Origin of the sequence: Corynebacterium sputi DSM 45148 (assembly GCF_000427865.1) — a bacterium.
Taxonomy (GTDB): Bacteria; Actinomycetota; Actinomycetes; order Mycobacteriales; family Mycobacteriaceae; genus Corynebacterium; species Corynebacterium sputi.
The window spans coordinates 73,539-86,884 of the sequence record NZ_ATYV01000011.1; the positions used below are offsets into that span (position 1 = coordinate 73,539).

Consider the following 13,346-nt stretch of genomic DNA (forward strand, 5'->3'; position numbering starts at 1 on the left):
CTGATTAGTCGGAAGGCCTCTGCACAACAGAGGCCTTTTCGATTTCGGCGATCTGCGCCATTCGTTCCGGAGTCGCTCCTCGAACGATCACCGTGGCGCCTCCAACTGTCCACGGAGCCAGCACAGTTTCCATCCAGCCTTCAGCGGACAGCGAGGTGCCCCAGCCGTTGGTGACAATCCTCTGAGCGTCGGCGAATTCGCCTTCGGCAGCGAGCTGCGCCGCATGGGTAGTCAGATCGGCGGCTGAACGGCCGTCGATCAATGGCTGTTCTGGTCCCGCACCGGAGCCCAGGTATGCATCCGGGTACATGCGCACTTCCGGCCCGAAGTCGATGACTCCGGGAGGGATACTGCCGCCGGTTTCCACGACGCCCCGACCGAACACATCGTCCGTCACTACCGCGAGGTACGCCTCAGGGAAAGCATCCTCCCAGTCGGACAGCTTCGCGGAGGTCGTGAAAACCACCATTGGGTCTGCCGGAGAAAGCTCCACACCCGCCCGCTCCGCGCCGAGAACGAGGCACGCGGCCTGCCAGATCTCGGGCAGGTCGATCCAAGCGGTGTCGCCGGCGTCGAGATCGAACTCGTCGTGAAGCATGTTCGCGATCTTCGACGCCCAGTTGTCGAGCGTTACCGCGGTCAAGTCGGTCCTGCCGCCGGTCGTCTCATCGTAGGCGGTAAGACGCGGCACAGATCCGTCGGAGGAGAGAAGTCGTTTCAGGAGTTCCACAGCCGCCAGATTACGGAAAAGCGGGATACCCGGACGGAAAGTTATCCGAGTAGCACCGCGATAGTGATGATCACCGGCAGACACATCATGGTGGTGACAACTCCGGAATCACGCGCCTGGACCGTGCCCCGGCCGAACCGTGAGGCGAAGGTGAACACGTTCTGCGCCGTCGGCAATGCCGCGACGACAGTTACTGCGAACAACGCATATCCCTCGAATCCAAAGATGAAATGCGCAATCGCCCATGCTGCCAGCGGGTGCAGGATCAACTTCAACCCGCTCGATAGAGCCACTGCTCGCCGGGGAGAGACTCCCTTACGCAGAAGTGGCGCCCCGTACAGGCTGATGCCAAATGCCAGCAGCGCCATCGGCGGAGCAGCCTGTCCCAGCAGGCTCACTGGGTCCGCGACGACCTGCGGCATGTCATAGGGGATGTAATAGACCAGCAGGCCGAGCATCGCACCGATGAACACCGGATTCTTCAATGGAATCGACACGGTGTGCAGGAAATTCACCTTGCCGGAGGTGGTGAGGAAGTCCAGCAGTGTCAGACACAGCGGAGCGTAGAACGCGATCTGGAAAACCAGTGAGGGCACCACAGCGGTGGCATCGCCGAGGACCGCCGCCGCAATCGGGATACCGAGGTTCGCCACGTTGTTGTAGCTGGCACTCATACCGCCGACGACAAGATCGGGCCCGCGCTGCCTCAACGTCCAGCGGGCAATGATGGAGTAAACACACGCGGTGAATAGTGCAGAGGCGGCCGCGACGACGAATGTCACGCCCATTGCGCTGCCAGTATCCATCGTCGCGAGGGTGTGAATCAGAAGGGCCGGCATTGCGACCCAGTAGACGACCAGATTGAGTGCGGGGCCACCTTTGTCCCCGAGCACACCACTGCGGCCGAGGAGCCAACCAATCGCGATGACGACAGCTACGGATCCGAACCCGGAGAGAATGCTCCCGAGATCGTTCACTGGCAGGCCCTCCTGATCTGAGGCTCTTATCTGAGCAGGCGGCCATGCGGAGTTACCGCGTCCGGCCAACCGGAATAGGAAATAAAAGAACGAACCCGCCTACGACACCGAAATTCGGTGGAGGCGGGTCCGTGGACGCTGTTATCGCACGATCGTGCGCATCCCAGCGCGAAAGCAGCCGTTGTTCAGGGCCGATTTAGCGGCTGGTGAACGGCAGGAGAGCCATCTCGCGGGCGTTCTTGACCGCGACAGCAACCTGACGCTGCTGCTGCGGGGTCAGGCCCGTGACGCGACGGGAGCGGATCTTGCCCCGGTCGGAGATGAACTGACGAAGGAGGTTGATGTCCTTGTAGTCCACGGTCTCAACGCCAGCGGCCTTGAGCGGGTTCTTCTTCGGGCGACGGGACTGCTCGAGCCGTGCCTTCTTGTTGGAGTTGTTGCGCTTCATTGGTGTCTCCCTTACCAGCTGGACTTACGGACACCCGGGAGCTCGCCACGGTGGGCCATCTCACGGACGCGGACACGGGACAGGCCGAACTTGCGGAGGTAACCGCGGGGGCGACCATCGGCTGCGTCGCGGTTGCGAACGCGGACCGGGGAAGCGTCGCGCGGCTGACGGTTCAGCTCGTACTGAGCCTCTGCGCGCTGCTCGTCCGTGGAGTCGGTGGACTTGATGATGCGCTTGAGCTCCTGACGACGCTCCGCGTAGCGGGCGACGATCTCCTTGCGCTGCTCGTTCTTGGCGATCTTCGACTTCTTGGCCATAACTTAGCGCTCCTCGCGGAATTCGACGTGCTTGCGGGCGATCGGATCGAACTTCATTAGAGTGATGCGATCCGGGTTGTTCCGCTTGTTCTTACGCGTCACGTAGGTGTAGCCGGTGCCCGCAGTGGACTTCAGCTTGATGATGGGACGAATGTCATTACGTGCCATTTAGATCTTCTCCCCACGTGCACGGATCTGGGCCACAACAGCCTCGATGCCGTTCTTGTCGATGGTCTTCATGCCCTTGGGGGACACGTTCAACGTGATGTTACGACCCTCGGATGCGAGGTAGTACGTCTTGCGCTGGATGTTCGGGTTCCAACGGCGCGAGGTGCGCCGGTGGGAGTGGGAAACGGACTTGCCGAAGCTCGGCTTCCGTCCCGTGACCTGGCAAAATGCCGACATAGGCCTTCCTTTACTTTCTGTCGCCCTACCAAGGTGCCCGGTGTGCGCCGCGCCGAAGCCTTGTCCAGAGGTCTCGGGGCGCAGAAAATGGGCTGGTCGGACGATTACGATTCATTACGACAACAGCAAGGGGAAAGCCTACATGGACAGGGCGTGAATTTCTAATCTGGACTCCGCGAAGGTAAGGAGTCCGACAGGCGGAGCGCCAGGACGGTCCGATCTCGAGCTCCCATTTTGCGTAGAAGTGCACTGACGTGGTTCTTCACGGTGCCCTCCGTTAGGTACAGCTGGTCCGCGATCTCACGGTTGTTCTCGAGCCGTCCATGATGGTTTGGGACGTGCGGGGAACGCTGATTTGGCCCCTCATTGTTGAGATGTTCTGGGGCGGCTAATTCCGCAGTGCCTCTGACCTGTCAGCAACTTGGGGTTGTCGCCAATTAATGGGAGCTTGAGGCTCCAGTCTCTTCAGTTCTCATTGGAGAGAAGATGACGGAGCGGTCGGACGCAGGTAGAGCTCGAAGCTTCTAGCGCGCTCTAGTGAGAAGGTATCTCCCTGCTGTGGTTGCGGGGCGTTGCAGGTCGACGCTCATTCGGCCGTTTTTAGGATTCGGCATATCACGTGTACAGTATTGAAGGTTCATCGTCGGTCCGCTGGCGGTGCAAACTCATAAACGAACCCAACTCAGGCACGGTCCCGTTGAGCATGCTCGGTGGGGTATCGACCTGAAGTTCAATCCTGAGGGAATCGAGAGTAATGAAGAAGGACATCCACCCCGACTACCACCCGGTGGTCTTCCAGGATGCGGGCACCGGAACCCAGTTCCTCACCCGCTCCACCGCCACCTCGGCTCGCACCGTTGAGTGGGAAGACGGCAACGAGTACCCGCTCATCGTCGTCGACGTGACCTCTGAGTCGCACCCGTTCTGGACCGGCGCACAGCGTGTCATGGACACCGCCGGCCGTGTCGAGAAGTTCCAGCGCCGTTACGGCAACCGCGTTCGTCGCGGTCAGAAGACCGACTAATAGAGGAGGGAAAGAACCATGGCAGTTCCGAAGCGCCGCATGTCGCGGGCTAACACCCGCGCTCGCCGTTCACAGTGGAAGGCTGACAACGTCGCCCTCCAGGAAGTCAAGATCGACGGCCAGACCGTCAAGATCCCGCGTCGCCTGGTCAAGGCCGCACGCCTGGGCCTGGTTGACATCAACCAGTACTAAATCTTGGCTCGAGCCCCGGTTCCTCTTTGAGGAGCCGGGGTTTTTGCATGCTCTAGAGTAGTTCCGAGTGATTTCCCGACGAACAGGATTGACATGTTGCCCAACGCAGTTGATATGACCCGTGACGTGCTGGCGGACCTGATCGCCGGCAACTGGTCCGCGGTCACCACCCGCTTCGACGACCAGATGAAGGAAGGCCTCGACGCCGATACTCTCGCCGGCGTCTGGGCCCAGGTTCTCGAGCATGGAGGCGAGCTCGAGTCCACTGAGAGCCCAGAGGCTCTCCAGGTTGATGACGTCACGGTGACTGACACCCTGATGCACTTCGAGAAGGAAGACTTCGTCGCACGGCTGGCGTTCCGCGCCGATGAGACGATCGGTGGCCTCTACTTCCTCGCCCCGGATGCGGCGGCGCAGCTGCGCGCGCAGCAGTAGTGTGACCCGAGCCCGGGAACTCCTCCAGCGCTTCCCGACGTCCTGATCGACACCTCCACCGCGCCCATCGGACGCGAATCGACACTGATTGAGGGCGGTAAACCGCCCCCCTTTACGCAGTTGCGGGTGGATTCTCAGCGGACACTCATAGAGTGGATGCACTATGTAAGTATGAAAATCCTCGTAGTCGATGATGACCAAGCGGTACGTGACTCCTTGCGTCGTTCGCTGTCCTTCAACGGATACACGGTGACGATGGCGGAAGACGGAGAGAAGGCGCTGGATCAGATCTCCGCCGACCGTCCGGATCTTGTCGTCCTTGACGTCATGATGCCGAAGATGGACGGGCTCGACGTATGCCGCGAGCTGCGTTCGCGTGGCGATGACATTCCCGTGCTGATGCTGACCGCGAGGAACAGCGTCTCGGAGCGTGTCTCGGGACTGGATGCAGGTGCGGACGATTACCTGCCGAAGCCTTTCGCTCTGGAGGAGCTGCTCGCCCGCGTGCGCTCCTTGTTACGACGTGCAGCCCTGGATCCCTCCACGAACGCCGAGTCTGCAGTTCTGACCTTCGAAGACCTCAGCCTTGATCCGGACACTCGTGAGGTCTTCCGTGGATCTCGGAACATTTCGCTGACCCGCACCGAGTTCGCCCTGTTGGAGCTGCTGATGAGCAACCCGCGCCGCGTGCTCACTCGTAGCGCGATCCTCGAGGACGTCTGGGGCTACGACTTCCCGACATCCGGAAACGCCCTAGAGGTCTACATCGGTTACCTGCGCCGCAAGACCGAAGCTGAGGGTGAAACTCGTCTGATCCATACCGTCCGAGGCGTCGGTTACGTCCTGCGGGAGAGCGCTCCGTGATACTCCGCCGTGGGGCTTCCGCTCCGCGACCGGCGGAGAAGAAGCCTGACAAGAAGGACCCCGAGGAGCAGGTCGCACGGGGTGTGTTCGGCAGCGGCCGGATGACTCTGCGATGGCGGTTGACGCTGCTGACTGCGGGCATCGTCGCTGCGGCGATGACACTGATGACTGGCGCAGCGTTCCTCGCGGTGCGTGCCTCGCTGTATTACCAGGTCGATGAGAATCTCCAGCGCCAGGCCACGCAGCTCCTCAACTCTCCGTACAGCTCTGAGTTCGCTCTCGAGCCGGCGGTCACCCCTGAAGCACTGAAGATCCTCAACCCGGATCTCGATGCGATGTTCTTCGGTCCGAACCAGAACATGGCCGGCAACGGCGGGGTCATCACCCTCGGAGGACCGGAACTCGCGGTGATTCGTGGCAATCGGGTCGAGTCTTTGCGTACGGACGAGGCGACGAACAAACGTATCTATGCCTTGAATGACTCCAACGGTGGCACGATGATTCTCGCCCAGGACATGAATTCCACTGACTCTCTGTTGAGGTCCTTGGGATCTGTGCTGCTGGGTATCTCGATGCTCGGAATCTTCTTCGCATTGGGTGCCGGCATCACTGTCGCGACGGCAGGTCTGAGACCTGTCGCGGCGCTTCGCCGCGCCTCTGAACGCATCGCGTTGACGGATGAGCTGCGGCCAATCCCGGTCCGTGGTGACGATGAGCTGGCGATGCTCACCCGAAGCTTCAACGAGATGCTCGAGGCCCTCCAGGCCTCCCGTCAGCGACAGTCGGAGCTCGTCGCTGACGCTGGCCACGAACTTAAGACCCCGCTGACCTCGTTGCGCACCAACGTGGAGCTGCTGATGATGGCCAGTCGCCCGGGTGCCGTTCCGATCCCGAAGGAAGACCGCGACGCACTGGAGTCTGACGTCCTGGCTCAGATTGAGGAGATGTCTACTTTGGTGGGCGACCTCGTCGACTTGGCTAGGGAAGATGGCTCCCAGCAGGTCATCGAGCAAGTTGACCTGCGGGACGTGCTGGACAACTCTCTCAGCAGAGTTGAGCGACGTCGCCCAGATGTGACCTTCGACGTGGAATCGGTCGACTGGTACATCTTCGGTGATCCTGCGTCGCTTGGCCGCGCTGTGCTGAACCTGATGGACAACGCCGCGAAGTGGTCGCCTGCAGACGGCACTGTTCGGGTCCGGTTGGCTCCGGTGTCGGACAACCTCGTGGAGTTCACGGTTGCCGACTCCGGCCCCGGTATTCCTGAGGAGGACCGGGAGAAGGTCTTCGAGCGGTTCTATCGATCGTTGTCGTCTCGCTCTATGCCCGGCTCCGGCCTCGGCCTGGCGATCGTGCACCAGGTCATTGCTCGCCATGGCGGCACCATCAACGTGGAGGAGTCGGCAGACGGAGGTGCCCTCATGCGGGTGTGCCTGCCCGGATCGCCGAATTCGTCCGATGAACAGTTGACTGTGTCGGTCTCGGTGGAGGAATAGCGCCTCCGACCTCGGTGAAAACCGAGTCGGGAGCTCATGCTGTGACGCTCTGCTTAAACTTCCGGGAAGTTCTCAGCGAACTGCCAGGGGCGGGGTGCATGCTGGCATCCATGACACAGAGCGGAAGTGGAAATGGTGGCGACTGGTCGACGCAGGGGAACCCCGCCCCCGGGTTCACCGACCCGAATTACGTGCAGGCTCCGCCCCCGCCGCAGCAGGCTTCTCCCGCAGAACCGAAGAAGAGCCGTGGCCTCGGCGCATTGGCCATTGCCGCTCTGATGATCGGGTCTGCGGCTGTAGGTGGCGTGGCAGGCGGTTTCGTCGCTAGCAATGGCGATCAGGCTGCGCCGACGAACGTTAGCCAGGGCAACTCCCTAGAGCGGCCGGGCCAGGACCGTAGTGAACCGGCCCCAGAAGGCTCGGTGGAGGAGGTCGCTCAGGCAGTGTTGCCGAGCGTTGTCTCCATTGAGGTCAGTACCCCTGCTGGCACCGAGTCGGGTTCAGGCTCGATTCTGTCCTCTGATGGCAAGGTGCTGACGAACGAGCACGTCGTTGCCAACGCAAACGCTCAAGGCTCTCAGATGACGGTCTTGCTGTACGACGGCTCTGTCCACGAAGCCACCTACATCGCCGGCCACGCTCAGTCGGACATTGCAGTGATTCAGATCGAGGGCGTGAGTAATCTGCAGCCGATCACCCTCGGCAACTCCGATTCGGTCCAGGTCGGACAGGACGTCATTGCCGTCGGTTCACCGTTGGGTCTGTCATCGACTGTCACCTCCGGCATCGTCTCTGCCAAGAATCGCCCGGTCACCGCGATGGGCCAGGACGGTGAGGCCTCAGTGATCGACGCAATCCAGACTGATGCAGCGATTAACCCGGGTAACTCCGGTGGTGCTCTCGTCGACATGGAAGGCAACCTCGTCGGTGTTCCTTCGGTAATTGCGTCCAACACGGATGCCGCTGGCCAGGCCGGAAGTATTGGTCTCGGCTTCGCCATACCGGTGAATCAGGCCCGCAGGATCGCCGAAGAACTCATCGACACGCAGTCGGTGCAAATGCCCGCAATTAACGCACAGATTGATACTCGCTCAGTCAACGGGGCTTTGGTCGGAGAGGTCTTCCCCGGTGGTGCTGCTGCCGGCGCTGGACTTCAGCCCGGGGATCTGATCACTGAAGTGGACGGTCGCCGCATTGATTCTGGTCTGACATTGATCGCAGCTATCCGATCCCAGCAGGTTGGGGACACCCTCACCCTGACGGTCGAAAACACCGAGAACGGTGAGCAGCGTGAGGTTCCCGTCACTTTGGAAGCCGCGCGTGAATAGTCACGCAAATATCAGGGGTTGTGTCGGGTGGAGAACTGTTGAATGCTGAACAGGCTACTTCATCACAAAAATCATTTTGACGGAGGTTCCCGTGTTTAACGGTACTGAGCAGGACATTCACATCGAGGACGGCTTAGTCGAGGGTTTTGAACCTGATGAAGGTTCTTTGGCTGAGGTAGAAGGTCTCCTTGAGGACGAGCTCCTCAAGCGGCGGGCACTTGTAGTGCTCGTGGGGGACCGGGTGCTCGGGGACGACCGCACCGGAACATTGATGGCGGAGCTTCTCGACGAAGAGGGCTTCGGCGTCGACGCCATTGTTACCGCTGCGCCGGACGTCGATAGCGTCCGTAAGACTTTGGAGACTGCCGTCGTCGGTGGTGCTGATCTGGTGATCACTGTTGGTGGTGTCAGCGTGGCGCCACGAGATCAGGTGCCTGAAGCCACCGGTGAGGTCATGGACATGCGTGTCACGGGCCTTGAGGAAGCAGTGCGTTCGTCAGGTCTAGCCGTGGGATCCTTTGAGGCCGGGCTGTCTCGAGGAATGGCCGGTGTGTCTGGTCAGACCGTGATTGTGAACCTGGCGGACTCTCGTTCAGCCATCCGGGATGGAATGGCCACGGTCCTGCCGATGGTGAAGCACCTCTGCGATGATCTGGGTCGCTGGAGCGTGCAGTGACGCGGAGGCCACGGCGCCGGGTGGAGTACGGGGACCTGAAAAAGTCCCGGCGCACCGAAAGGGAGGTGGCCTCCTCTACCGCGGTAACCGGGGGTAATCACGGGGCCGATAGCGAATCCGTGCGTCCCGGTGCAGGGGACGGGACTTTCGACCGCGAGTTCTGGGACCGAGAGAAGCCACCGCACTGGGGCTGAGGTGGCGCTCGGAACGGGCCTACTTCTGGTCGGTATCCTTTACCGAATCAGGGGAGATGTCCTTGGCAGTGATCGCCGTTGAGTCATCCGACGGAAAGGCGTGGCGGCCTTCCGGAGCGCCCTCTGCCGACTGCGCCAGCAAGTCGCGGATCTCGGTGAGCAGTGCGGTCTCGGTGACCACCTCTGCCTCGCCCTGCTCCTCCTTGGTCTCACGCAAGGAGTTGAGCTTGTTCATCGGCAGCACGATGACGAAGTAGACGACAGCGGCGACCAGCAGGAAGTTGATCGCTGCGGTGATCACGGCGCCGAAGTTCAGGTAGGTTCCTTCGGTTCCCGGGATGATGTAGAAGCCCAGTCCGGCGGTCGCCTGGTCAACGTTGCCGATCGAGCCGGCGGCGTTGATCAGTGGCTGGATCAGCTGGTCGGTAAACGAGCTCACGATGGAGGTGAAAGCCGCACCGATCACGACACCGACCGCGAGGTCGATAACGTTGCCGCGCATGATGAAGTCTCTGAAACCCTTGAACATGGAGTGTCCTAACGTCGAATGGAGGGTGTAGTTATCGGGAGGGGTATGAACACCGTTATAGTCGCCAGACGCTGACCTTTGTTACAGGCAATAGTGAAAAAGTGATGGAATCCGCAGACATTCAACCGTTGTGAGACAGAATTACCGTCAGCCCAGGTCCCAGCCCGGCGGCGGCTATTGCCGCTGCGGAGTCGGGATCAGTCGCTAGGAGGAGCCGCCCGTCGGTGGGTGTTGAGATCACCCGGGCGCCCCGTGCGATCGCCAGCACGGAGCCGGGTTCTTCACCGGCAGTGAGGACGTCCACCCGGTCGCCCGTGCGGAGCATCGGGGTCAATCCGGAGTCCTGTGGCGTGACCGCCACGACGTCAGCCTCTGGGTCTGCGGTGAGGAGCTCCGCCAGCCGGCCACCGGCCAGGCGCTGCTCGGTGAGAATCTCCCCGGCTGCGACCGGTCCTGCTACGTACCGGCCAGTGGCGGCCTCTCGGTCGACCACGCCCTCGGGTACAGACTCCGTCGGAAACTCCCGAATGGTTACATCGGAGTCCTCCAGCACTGTCCCGGCGTCGAAAGACCGCGATGCCACGACGACTTGCGTCATTCCTCGACTAGGTCCGATCGCATCAACGACCAATGCCCCCGCCGCCACTGCCAGCAGCACCCCGGCAAGGATTCTGCGACGTAGCTGCCGAGCACGCGGACCCGGCCCAGTCACCATCGACATATCCACCGTTGTTCCCCCTTCGTCCACCTGCCCCTTCACTCAGTTAGACGTGACGGACAGGGGCTCAGGTTCCCGAATTTCCTCCGGCGGTGAGAATTCCGTCTGCGGTGACGATCATGTCGGCTGGACGGTCGTGGTCGTCGAACGGCACTGACTCGACCACCTCGCCGCTGTGCACGACCACAACCAGCAGGCCAGTTGCGTGCTGAAGGCTCCGGTCGTAATAGCCAGCGCCGCGGCCCAGGCGCATTCCGGTGACGTCTGCGGCCAACGCAGGGAGCAACACGACGTCCGCATCGGCCAAGGCAGTAGGTGGTCGAGTCTCTCCCGCTGGCTCTGCGAGTCCGAAGCGCCCGGTCCTTAGCGCACCGTTGTAAGTGCCCCATAACAGCGGAGCGGGAAGGCCCGGTGGACAGACCGGGAGCAACACCGTGTCGGCAATTGCAGAAATGTCGTCCACGAAATCCACAGTCGCGCCGGGCTCTGTGCCGATCGGCACGTGTGCCGCCACGGTTAGCGAATCAGACTCTCGGGCAAGGTCCGTGAGGAGGGTGTGGAGGTGGTGGGAGAGGGAAACGTCGTAAAGCGAACGCTCGTCGACGGTCAACTGACGTCGGCGCTCAAGCACGTGCGCGCGGAGGGTGGCTTTCATGTCAGAAGCCTAGCTTCGACACGAGTGTTACCTTCCTGTGACTGATGTGACGACAGGGTAGAGTTTCACTATGTCTTCCTCGACAACTTCCACGGACCAGCCCACCCGCAACGCGATCCGCACGGCAATCGTGCCCGCGGCCGGCATGGGAACTCGATTCCTGCCGGCTACGAAGACCGTGCCGAAGGAGTTGTTGCCCGTCGTTGATACCCCGGGCATCGAGCTCATCGCGGAGGAGGCGCATGCTGCAGGCGCCGAGCGCCTAGCCGTGGTCACCGCGCCCCACAAGGATGGCGTGCTCAATCACTTCAAGGCACGCCCGGACCTGGAGGAGACCCTGCGTGAGCGCGGCAAGCACTCTATCGCCGACAAGGTGAACCGTGCAGTCGAGGTTATTGACGTGGAGTCCGTGATTCAGGAAAAGCCGCTGGGCCTTGGCCACGCGGTGCTTGTTGCTGAGCCGCTGCTCGGCGGCGACGAAGATGCGGTTGCAGTTTTGCTTCCGGACGACATGGTTATGCCCATGGGTGTCCTAGAGCGCATGATTCAGGTCCGTGAGGAATTCGGCGGCTCGGTGCTCTGTGCGATTGAGCTGCCGCGCGAAGAGGTCTCCAGCTACGGCGTATTCACTCTCGATGAGTCTGAGCAGCTGCCGGAAGGGTGGGACGACACCCGCGGTGTCCTTGGAATGGTGGAAAAGCCAGACCCGGAGGACGCTCCGTCCAACTTCGCGGCGATTGGCCGATACCTGCTGGACCGCAAGATCTTTGATGCGCTGCGTCGTATCCCCCGCGGTAAGGGTGGCGAGTACCAGCTCACGGACGCAATTGAGCTGCTGATCAGCGAAGGTCACCCAGTCCACATCGTTGTGCACCAGGGCTTCCGCCACGACCTGGGTAACCCCGGCGGCTTCATCCGCGCCTGCATCGACTTCGGTCTGCGTGATGATGAGTACGGCCCCGGTCTGCGTCGCTACATCGAGGCTCGGATCAAGGAATCCGACGAATCAGTCATTCCCGAGCACTAGGACATTGCCGGGCTCAATGTCCGTGAGAGAGGAAGCTTGATGCGATCGGTGGAGGAGCAGCTTTCTGCTGTGACCGCCGCGGCTGCGATGCCGGATCCGGTGAGGCTCGACATTTCCTCGGCGCTTGGTTTAATGAGTGCCGAAGATGTCGTGTCCGAAATTCAGATGCCAGCGTTCTCGCAGGCTGCCATCGACGGTTACGCCGTCCGCGCCGTTGACATCAACGGTGATTTCGCCAGGCGTGGCGATCAGCGGGATGAGGAAGAGCCCCGTCGCGGTGCCGTGGAACTGCCTGTCGTCGGTGAGGTCCCTGCAGGCTCAGCTCAACCGCTGAAGCTCCAGCCCAATCAGGCAGTTCGGGTTTACACCGGGGCGCCTTTGCCGACATTGGCCGACGCAGTGCTGCCGTTGGACTGGACTGAGCGTGCCGGATCGCGGATCACGGTCAGCCGGTCGGTGTCCTCAGGTGATTTCGTGCGCAGGCCAGGCGATGATGTGCAGGTCGGAGACATCGTGGTCTCCGCTGGGCAGGTCATCTCCCCGGCACAGATCGGCTTGCTGGCGTCGGTGGGTCGCGCCAAGGTTCTGGTGCATCCGCGCCCGCGGGTGTCGGTGATGTCGATCGGGCAGGAACTCATTGATCTCGGTGGCGCGCCGAAGCAGGGCCAGGTCTATGACGTGAACTCGTATTCCCTTGCTGCGGCCGCCCGCGATGCCGGTGCGGATGTGACTCGTGTCGGCATCACTGTAGGCGAGCCGGCGCACATTCGAGACTTGCTCAAAGAGCAGTTGCGTCGCTCCGAGGTCCTCATCATCGCCGGCGCCGTTGGTGGCGACGCAGGCCAGGAGTTCCGACAAGTCCTCGAGGAGCTCGGGACCATCGAGTACAACCGCATAGCTATGCATCCAGGTTCGGTTCAGGGCTTCGGCTTCCTGGGCGAGGACCGCGTTCCTACATTCCTGCTTACCGGCAACCCGATCGGTGCGCTGGTCGCCTTCGAGGTGATGGTCCGTCCGCTGATTCGCATTGCCCTCGGCAAGAGAAATGCACGGCGCCGCACCGTCAGCGCCAGGTGTATGTCCAACCTCGATTCCGTTGAGGGCCGTCGTGGATATATTCGCGCCCGGCTGATGCGTGACCGTGAGACCCGCGACTACCTGGTCCAGCCATTGAGCGGCAGTGACGGACGGCAGACCCATTTGCTCGCCGGATTGTCTGAGGCCAACTGCCTCATCGTGATCGACGAAGATTCTCCCGGGGTCCGTGCGGGTGACTCCGTCGACGTCCTGTTCCTGTCCAGACTCGGCTGACTGAGACCATGCGCACCGAA

General features: G+C 61.6%; 18 protein-coding genes and 1 pseudogene. 9 read left to right on the forward strand and 10 right to left on the reverse strand.

Annotation, left to right across the window (positions count from 1 at the left end):
• Positions 1-4 precede the first annotated feature (4 nt).
• The 7 genes and pseudogenes from YWU_RS0107240 to YWU_RS17880 form a co-directional block, all read right to left on the reverse strand.
• Positions 5-730, reverse strand: a complete 726-nt coding sequence (locus YWU_RS0107240) for a TIGR03089 family protein (RefSeq protein WP_027019951.1) — start codon at positions 728-730, stop codon at positions 5-7.
• A 41-nt stretch (positions 731-771) separates the two neighbouring features.
• Positions 772-1,707 (reverse strand): AEC family transporter, encoded by a 936-nt coding sequence (locus YWU_RS0107245; protein WP_051260148.1) that lies wholly within the window; start codon positions 1,705-1,707, stop codon positions 772-774.
• 196 nt (positions 1,708-1,903) lie between these two features.
• Positions 1,904-2,155, reverse strand: coding sequence for a 30S ribosomal protein S18 (rpsR, locus tag YWU_RS0107250; protein ID WP_027019953.1), 252 nt, complete (start codon positions 2,153-2,155; stop codon positions 1,904-1,906).
• 11 nt (positions 2,156-2,166) lie between these two features.
• Positions 2,167-2,472, reverse strand: a complete 306-nt coding sequence (gene rpsN / locus YWU_RS0107255) for a 30S ribosomal protein S14 (RefSeq protein ID WP_027019954.1) — start codon at positions 2,470-2,472, stop codon at positions 2,167-2,169.
• A 3-nt stretch (positions 2,473-2,475) separates the two neighbouring features.
• On the reverse strand, positions 2,476-2,640 hold the full coding sequence (gene rpmG, locus YWU_RS0107260) for a 50S ribosomal protein L33 (protein ID WP_027019955.1): 165 nt from the start codon (positions 2,638-2,640) through the stop codon (positions 2,476-2,478).
• Positions 2,641-2,877: a 50S ribosomal protein L28 gene (gene rpmB, locus YWU_RS0107265; protein ID WP_027019956.1), complete on the reverse strand. Its 237-nt coding sequence runs from the start codon at positions 2,875-2,877 to the stop codon at positions 2,641-2,643.
• Between the two features lie 161 nt (positions 2,878-3,038).
• Positions 3,039-3,188 (reverse strand): annotated as a pseudogene (locus tag YWU_RS17880) (LuxR C-terminal-related transcriptional regulator); the annotation flags it as partial.
• 443 nt (positions 3,189-3,631) lie between these two features.
• On the opposite strand from YWU_RS17880, the gene YWU_RS0107270 reads away from it, so the two are divergent.
• From YWU_RS0107270 to YWU_RS0107300, 7 genes are all read left to right on the forward strand, one after another.
• The gene (locus YWU_RS0107270) at positions 3,632-3,901 is read left to right on the forward strand and encodes a type B 50S ribosomal protein L31 (RefSeq protein WP_027019957.1); all 270 of its coding nucleotides are present in this window, start codon (positions 3,632-3,634) and stop codon (positions 3,899-3,901) included.
• Positions 3,902-3,919: 18 nt separating this feature from the next.
• Positions 3,920-4,093: a 50S ribosomal protein L32 gene (rpmF, locus tag YWU_RS0107275; RefSeq protein WP_027019958.1), complete on the forward strand. Its 174-nt coding sequence runs from the start codon at positions 3,920-3,922 to the stop codon at positions 4,091-4,093.
• A 93-nt stretch (positions 4,094-4,186) separates the two neighbouring features.
• Positions 4,187-4,528 (forward strand): DUF3887 domain-containing protein, encoded by a 342-nt coding sequence (locus YWU_RS15715; protein ID WP_051260149.1) that lies wholly within the window; start codon positions 4,187-4,189, stop codon positions 4,526-4,528.
• Positions 4,529-4,699: 171 nt separating this feature from the next.
• Positions 4,700-5,392, forward strand: a complete 693-nt coding sequence (locus tag YWU_RS0107285; protein WP_027019959.1) for a response regulator transcription factor — start codon at positions 4,700-4,702, stop codon at positions 5,390-5,392.
• Between the two features lie 101 nt (positions 5,393-5,493).
• Positions 5,494-6,888, forward strand: a complete 1,395-nt coding sequence (locus tag YWU_RS15720) for a sensor histidine kinase (RefSeq protein WP_051260160.1) — start codon at positions 5,494-5,496, stop codon at positions 6,886-6,888.
• Positions 6,889-6,998: 110 nt separating this feature from the next.
• Complete coding sequence (locus tag YWU_RS15725) at positions 6,999-8,216, forward strand: S1C family serine protease (protein WP_240484079.1); 1,218 nt, start codon at positions 6,999-7,001, stop codon at positions 8,214-8,216.
• Positions 8,217-8,307: 91 nt separating this feature from the next.
• Positions 8,308-8,892, forward strand: coding sequence for a MogA/MoaB family molybdenum cofactor biosynthesis protein (locus tag YWU_RS0107300; RefSeq protein ID WP_084141932.1), 585 nt, complete (start codon positions 8,308-8,310; stop codon positions 8,890-8,892).
• A 213-nt stretch (positions 8,893-9,105) separates the two neighbouring features.
• Here YWU_RS0107300 and mscL read toward each other — a convergent pair whose 3' ends face one another.
• From mscL to YWU_RS15740, 3 genes are all read right to left on the reverse strand, one after another.
• Complete coding sequence (gene mscL / locus YWU_RS15730; protein WP_051260151.1) at positions 9,106-9,615, reverse strand: large-conductance mechanosensitive channel protein MscL; 510 nt, start codon at positions 9,613-9,615, stop codon at positions 9,106-9,108.
• A 121-nt stretch (positions 9,616-9,736) separates the two neighbouring features.
• Positions 9,737-10,363 (reverse strand): SAF domain-containing protein, encoded by a 627-nt coding sequence (locus YWU_RS15735; protein ID WP_156892756.1) that lies wholly within the window; start codon positions 10,361-10,363, stop codon positions 9,737-9,739.
• Positions 10,364-10,400: 37 nt separating this feature from the next.
• Entirely contained in the window at positions 10,401-10,988 is a 588-nt protein-coding gene (locus YWU_RS15740) for a 5-formyltetrahydrofolate cyclo-ligase (RefSeq protein ID WP_034647398.1), read from the reverse strand.
• Between the two features lie 70 nt (positions 10,989-11,058).
• On the opposite strand from YWU_RS15740, the gene YWU_RS0107320 reads away from it, so the two are divergent.
• Entirely contained in the window at positions 11,059-12,015 is a 957-nt protein-coding gene (locus YWU_RS0107320) for a UTP--glucose-1-phosphate uridylyltransferase (protein WP_027019961.1), read from the forward strand.
• A gap of 39 nt (positions 12,016-12,054) precedes the next feature.
• Complete coding sequence (gene glp / locus YWU_RS0107325; protein WP_027019962.1) at positions 12,055-13,326, forward strand: molybdotransferase-like divisome protein Glp; 1,272 nt, start codon at positions 12,055-12,057, stop codon at positions 13,324-13,326.
• The last annotated feature ends 20 nt before the right edge of the window (positions 13,327-13,346 follow it).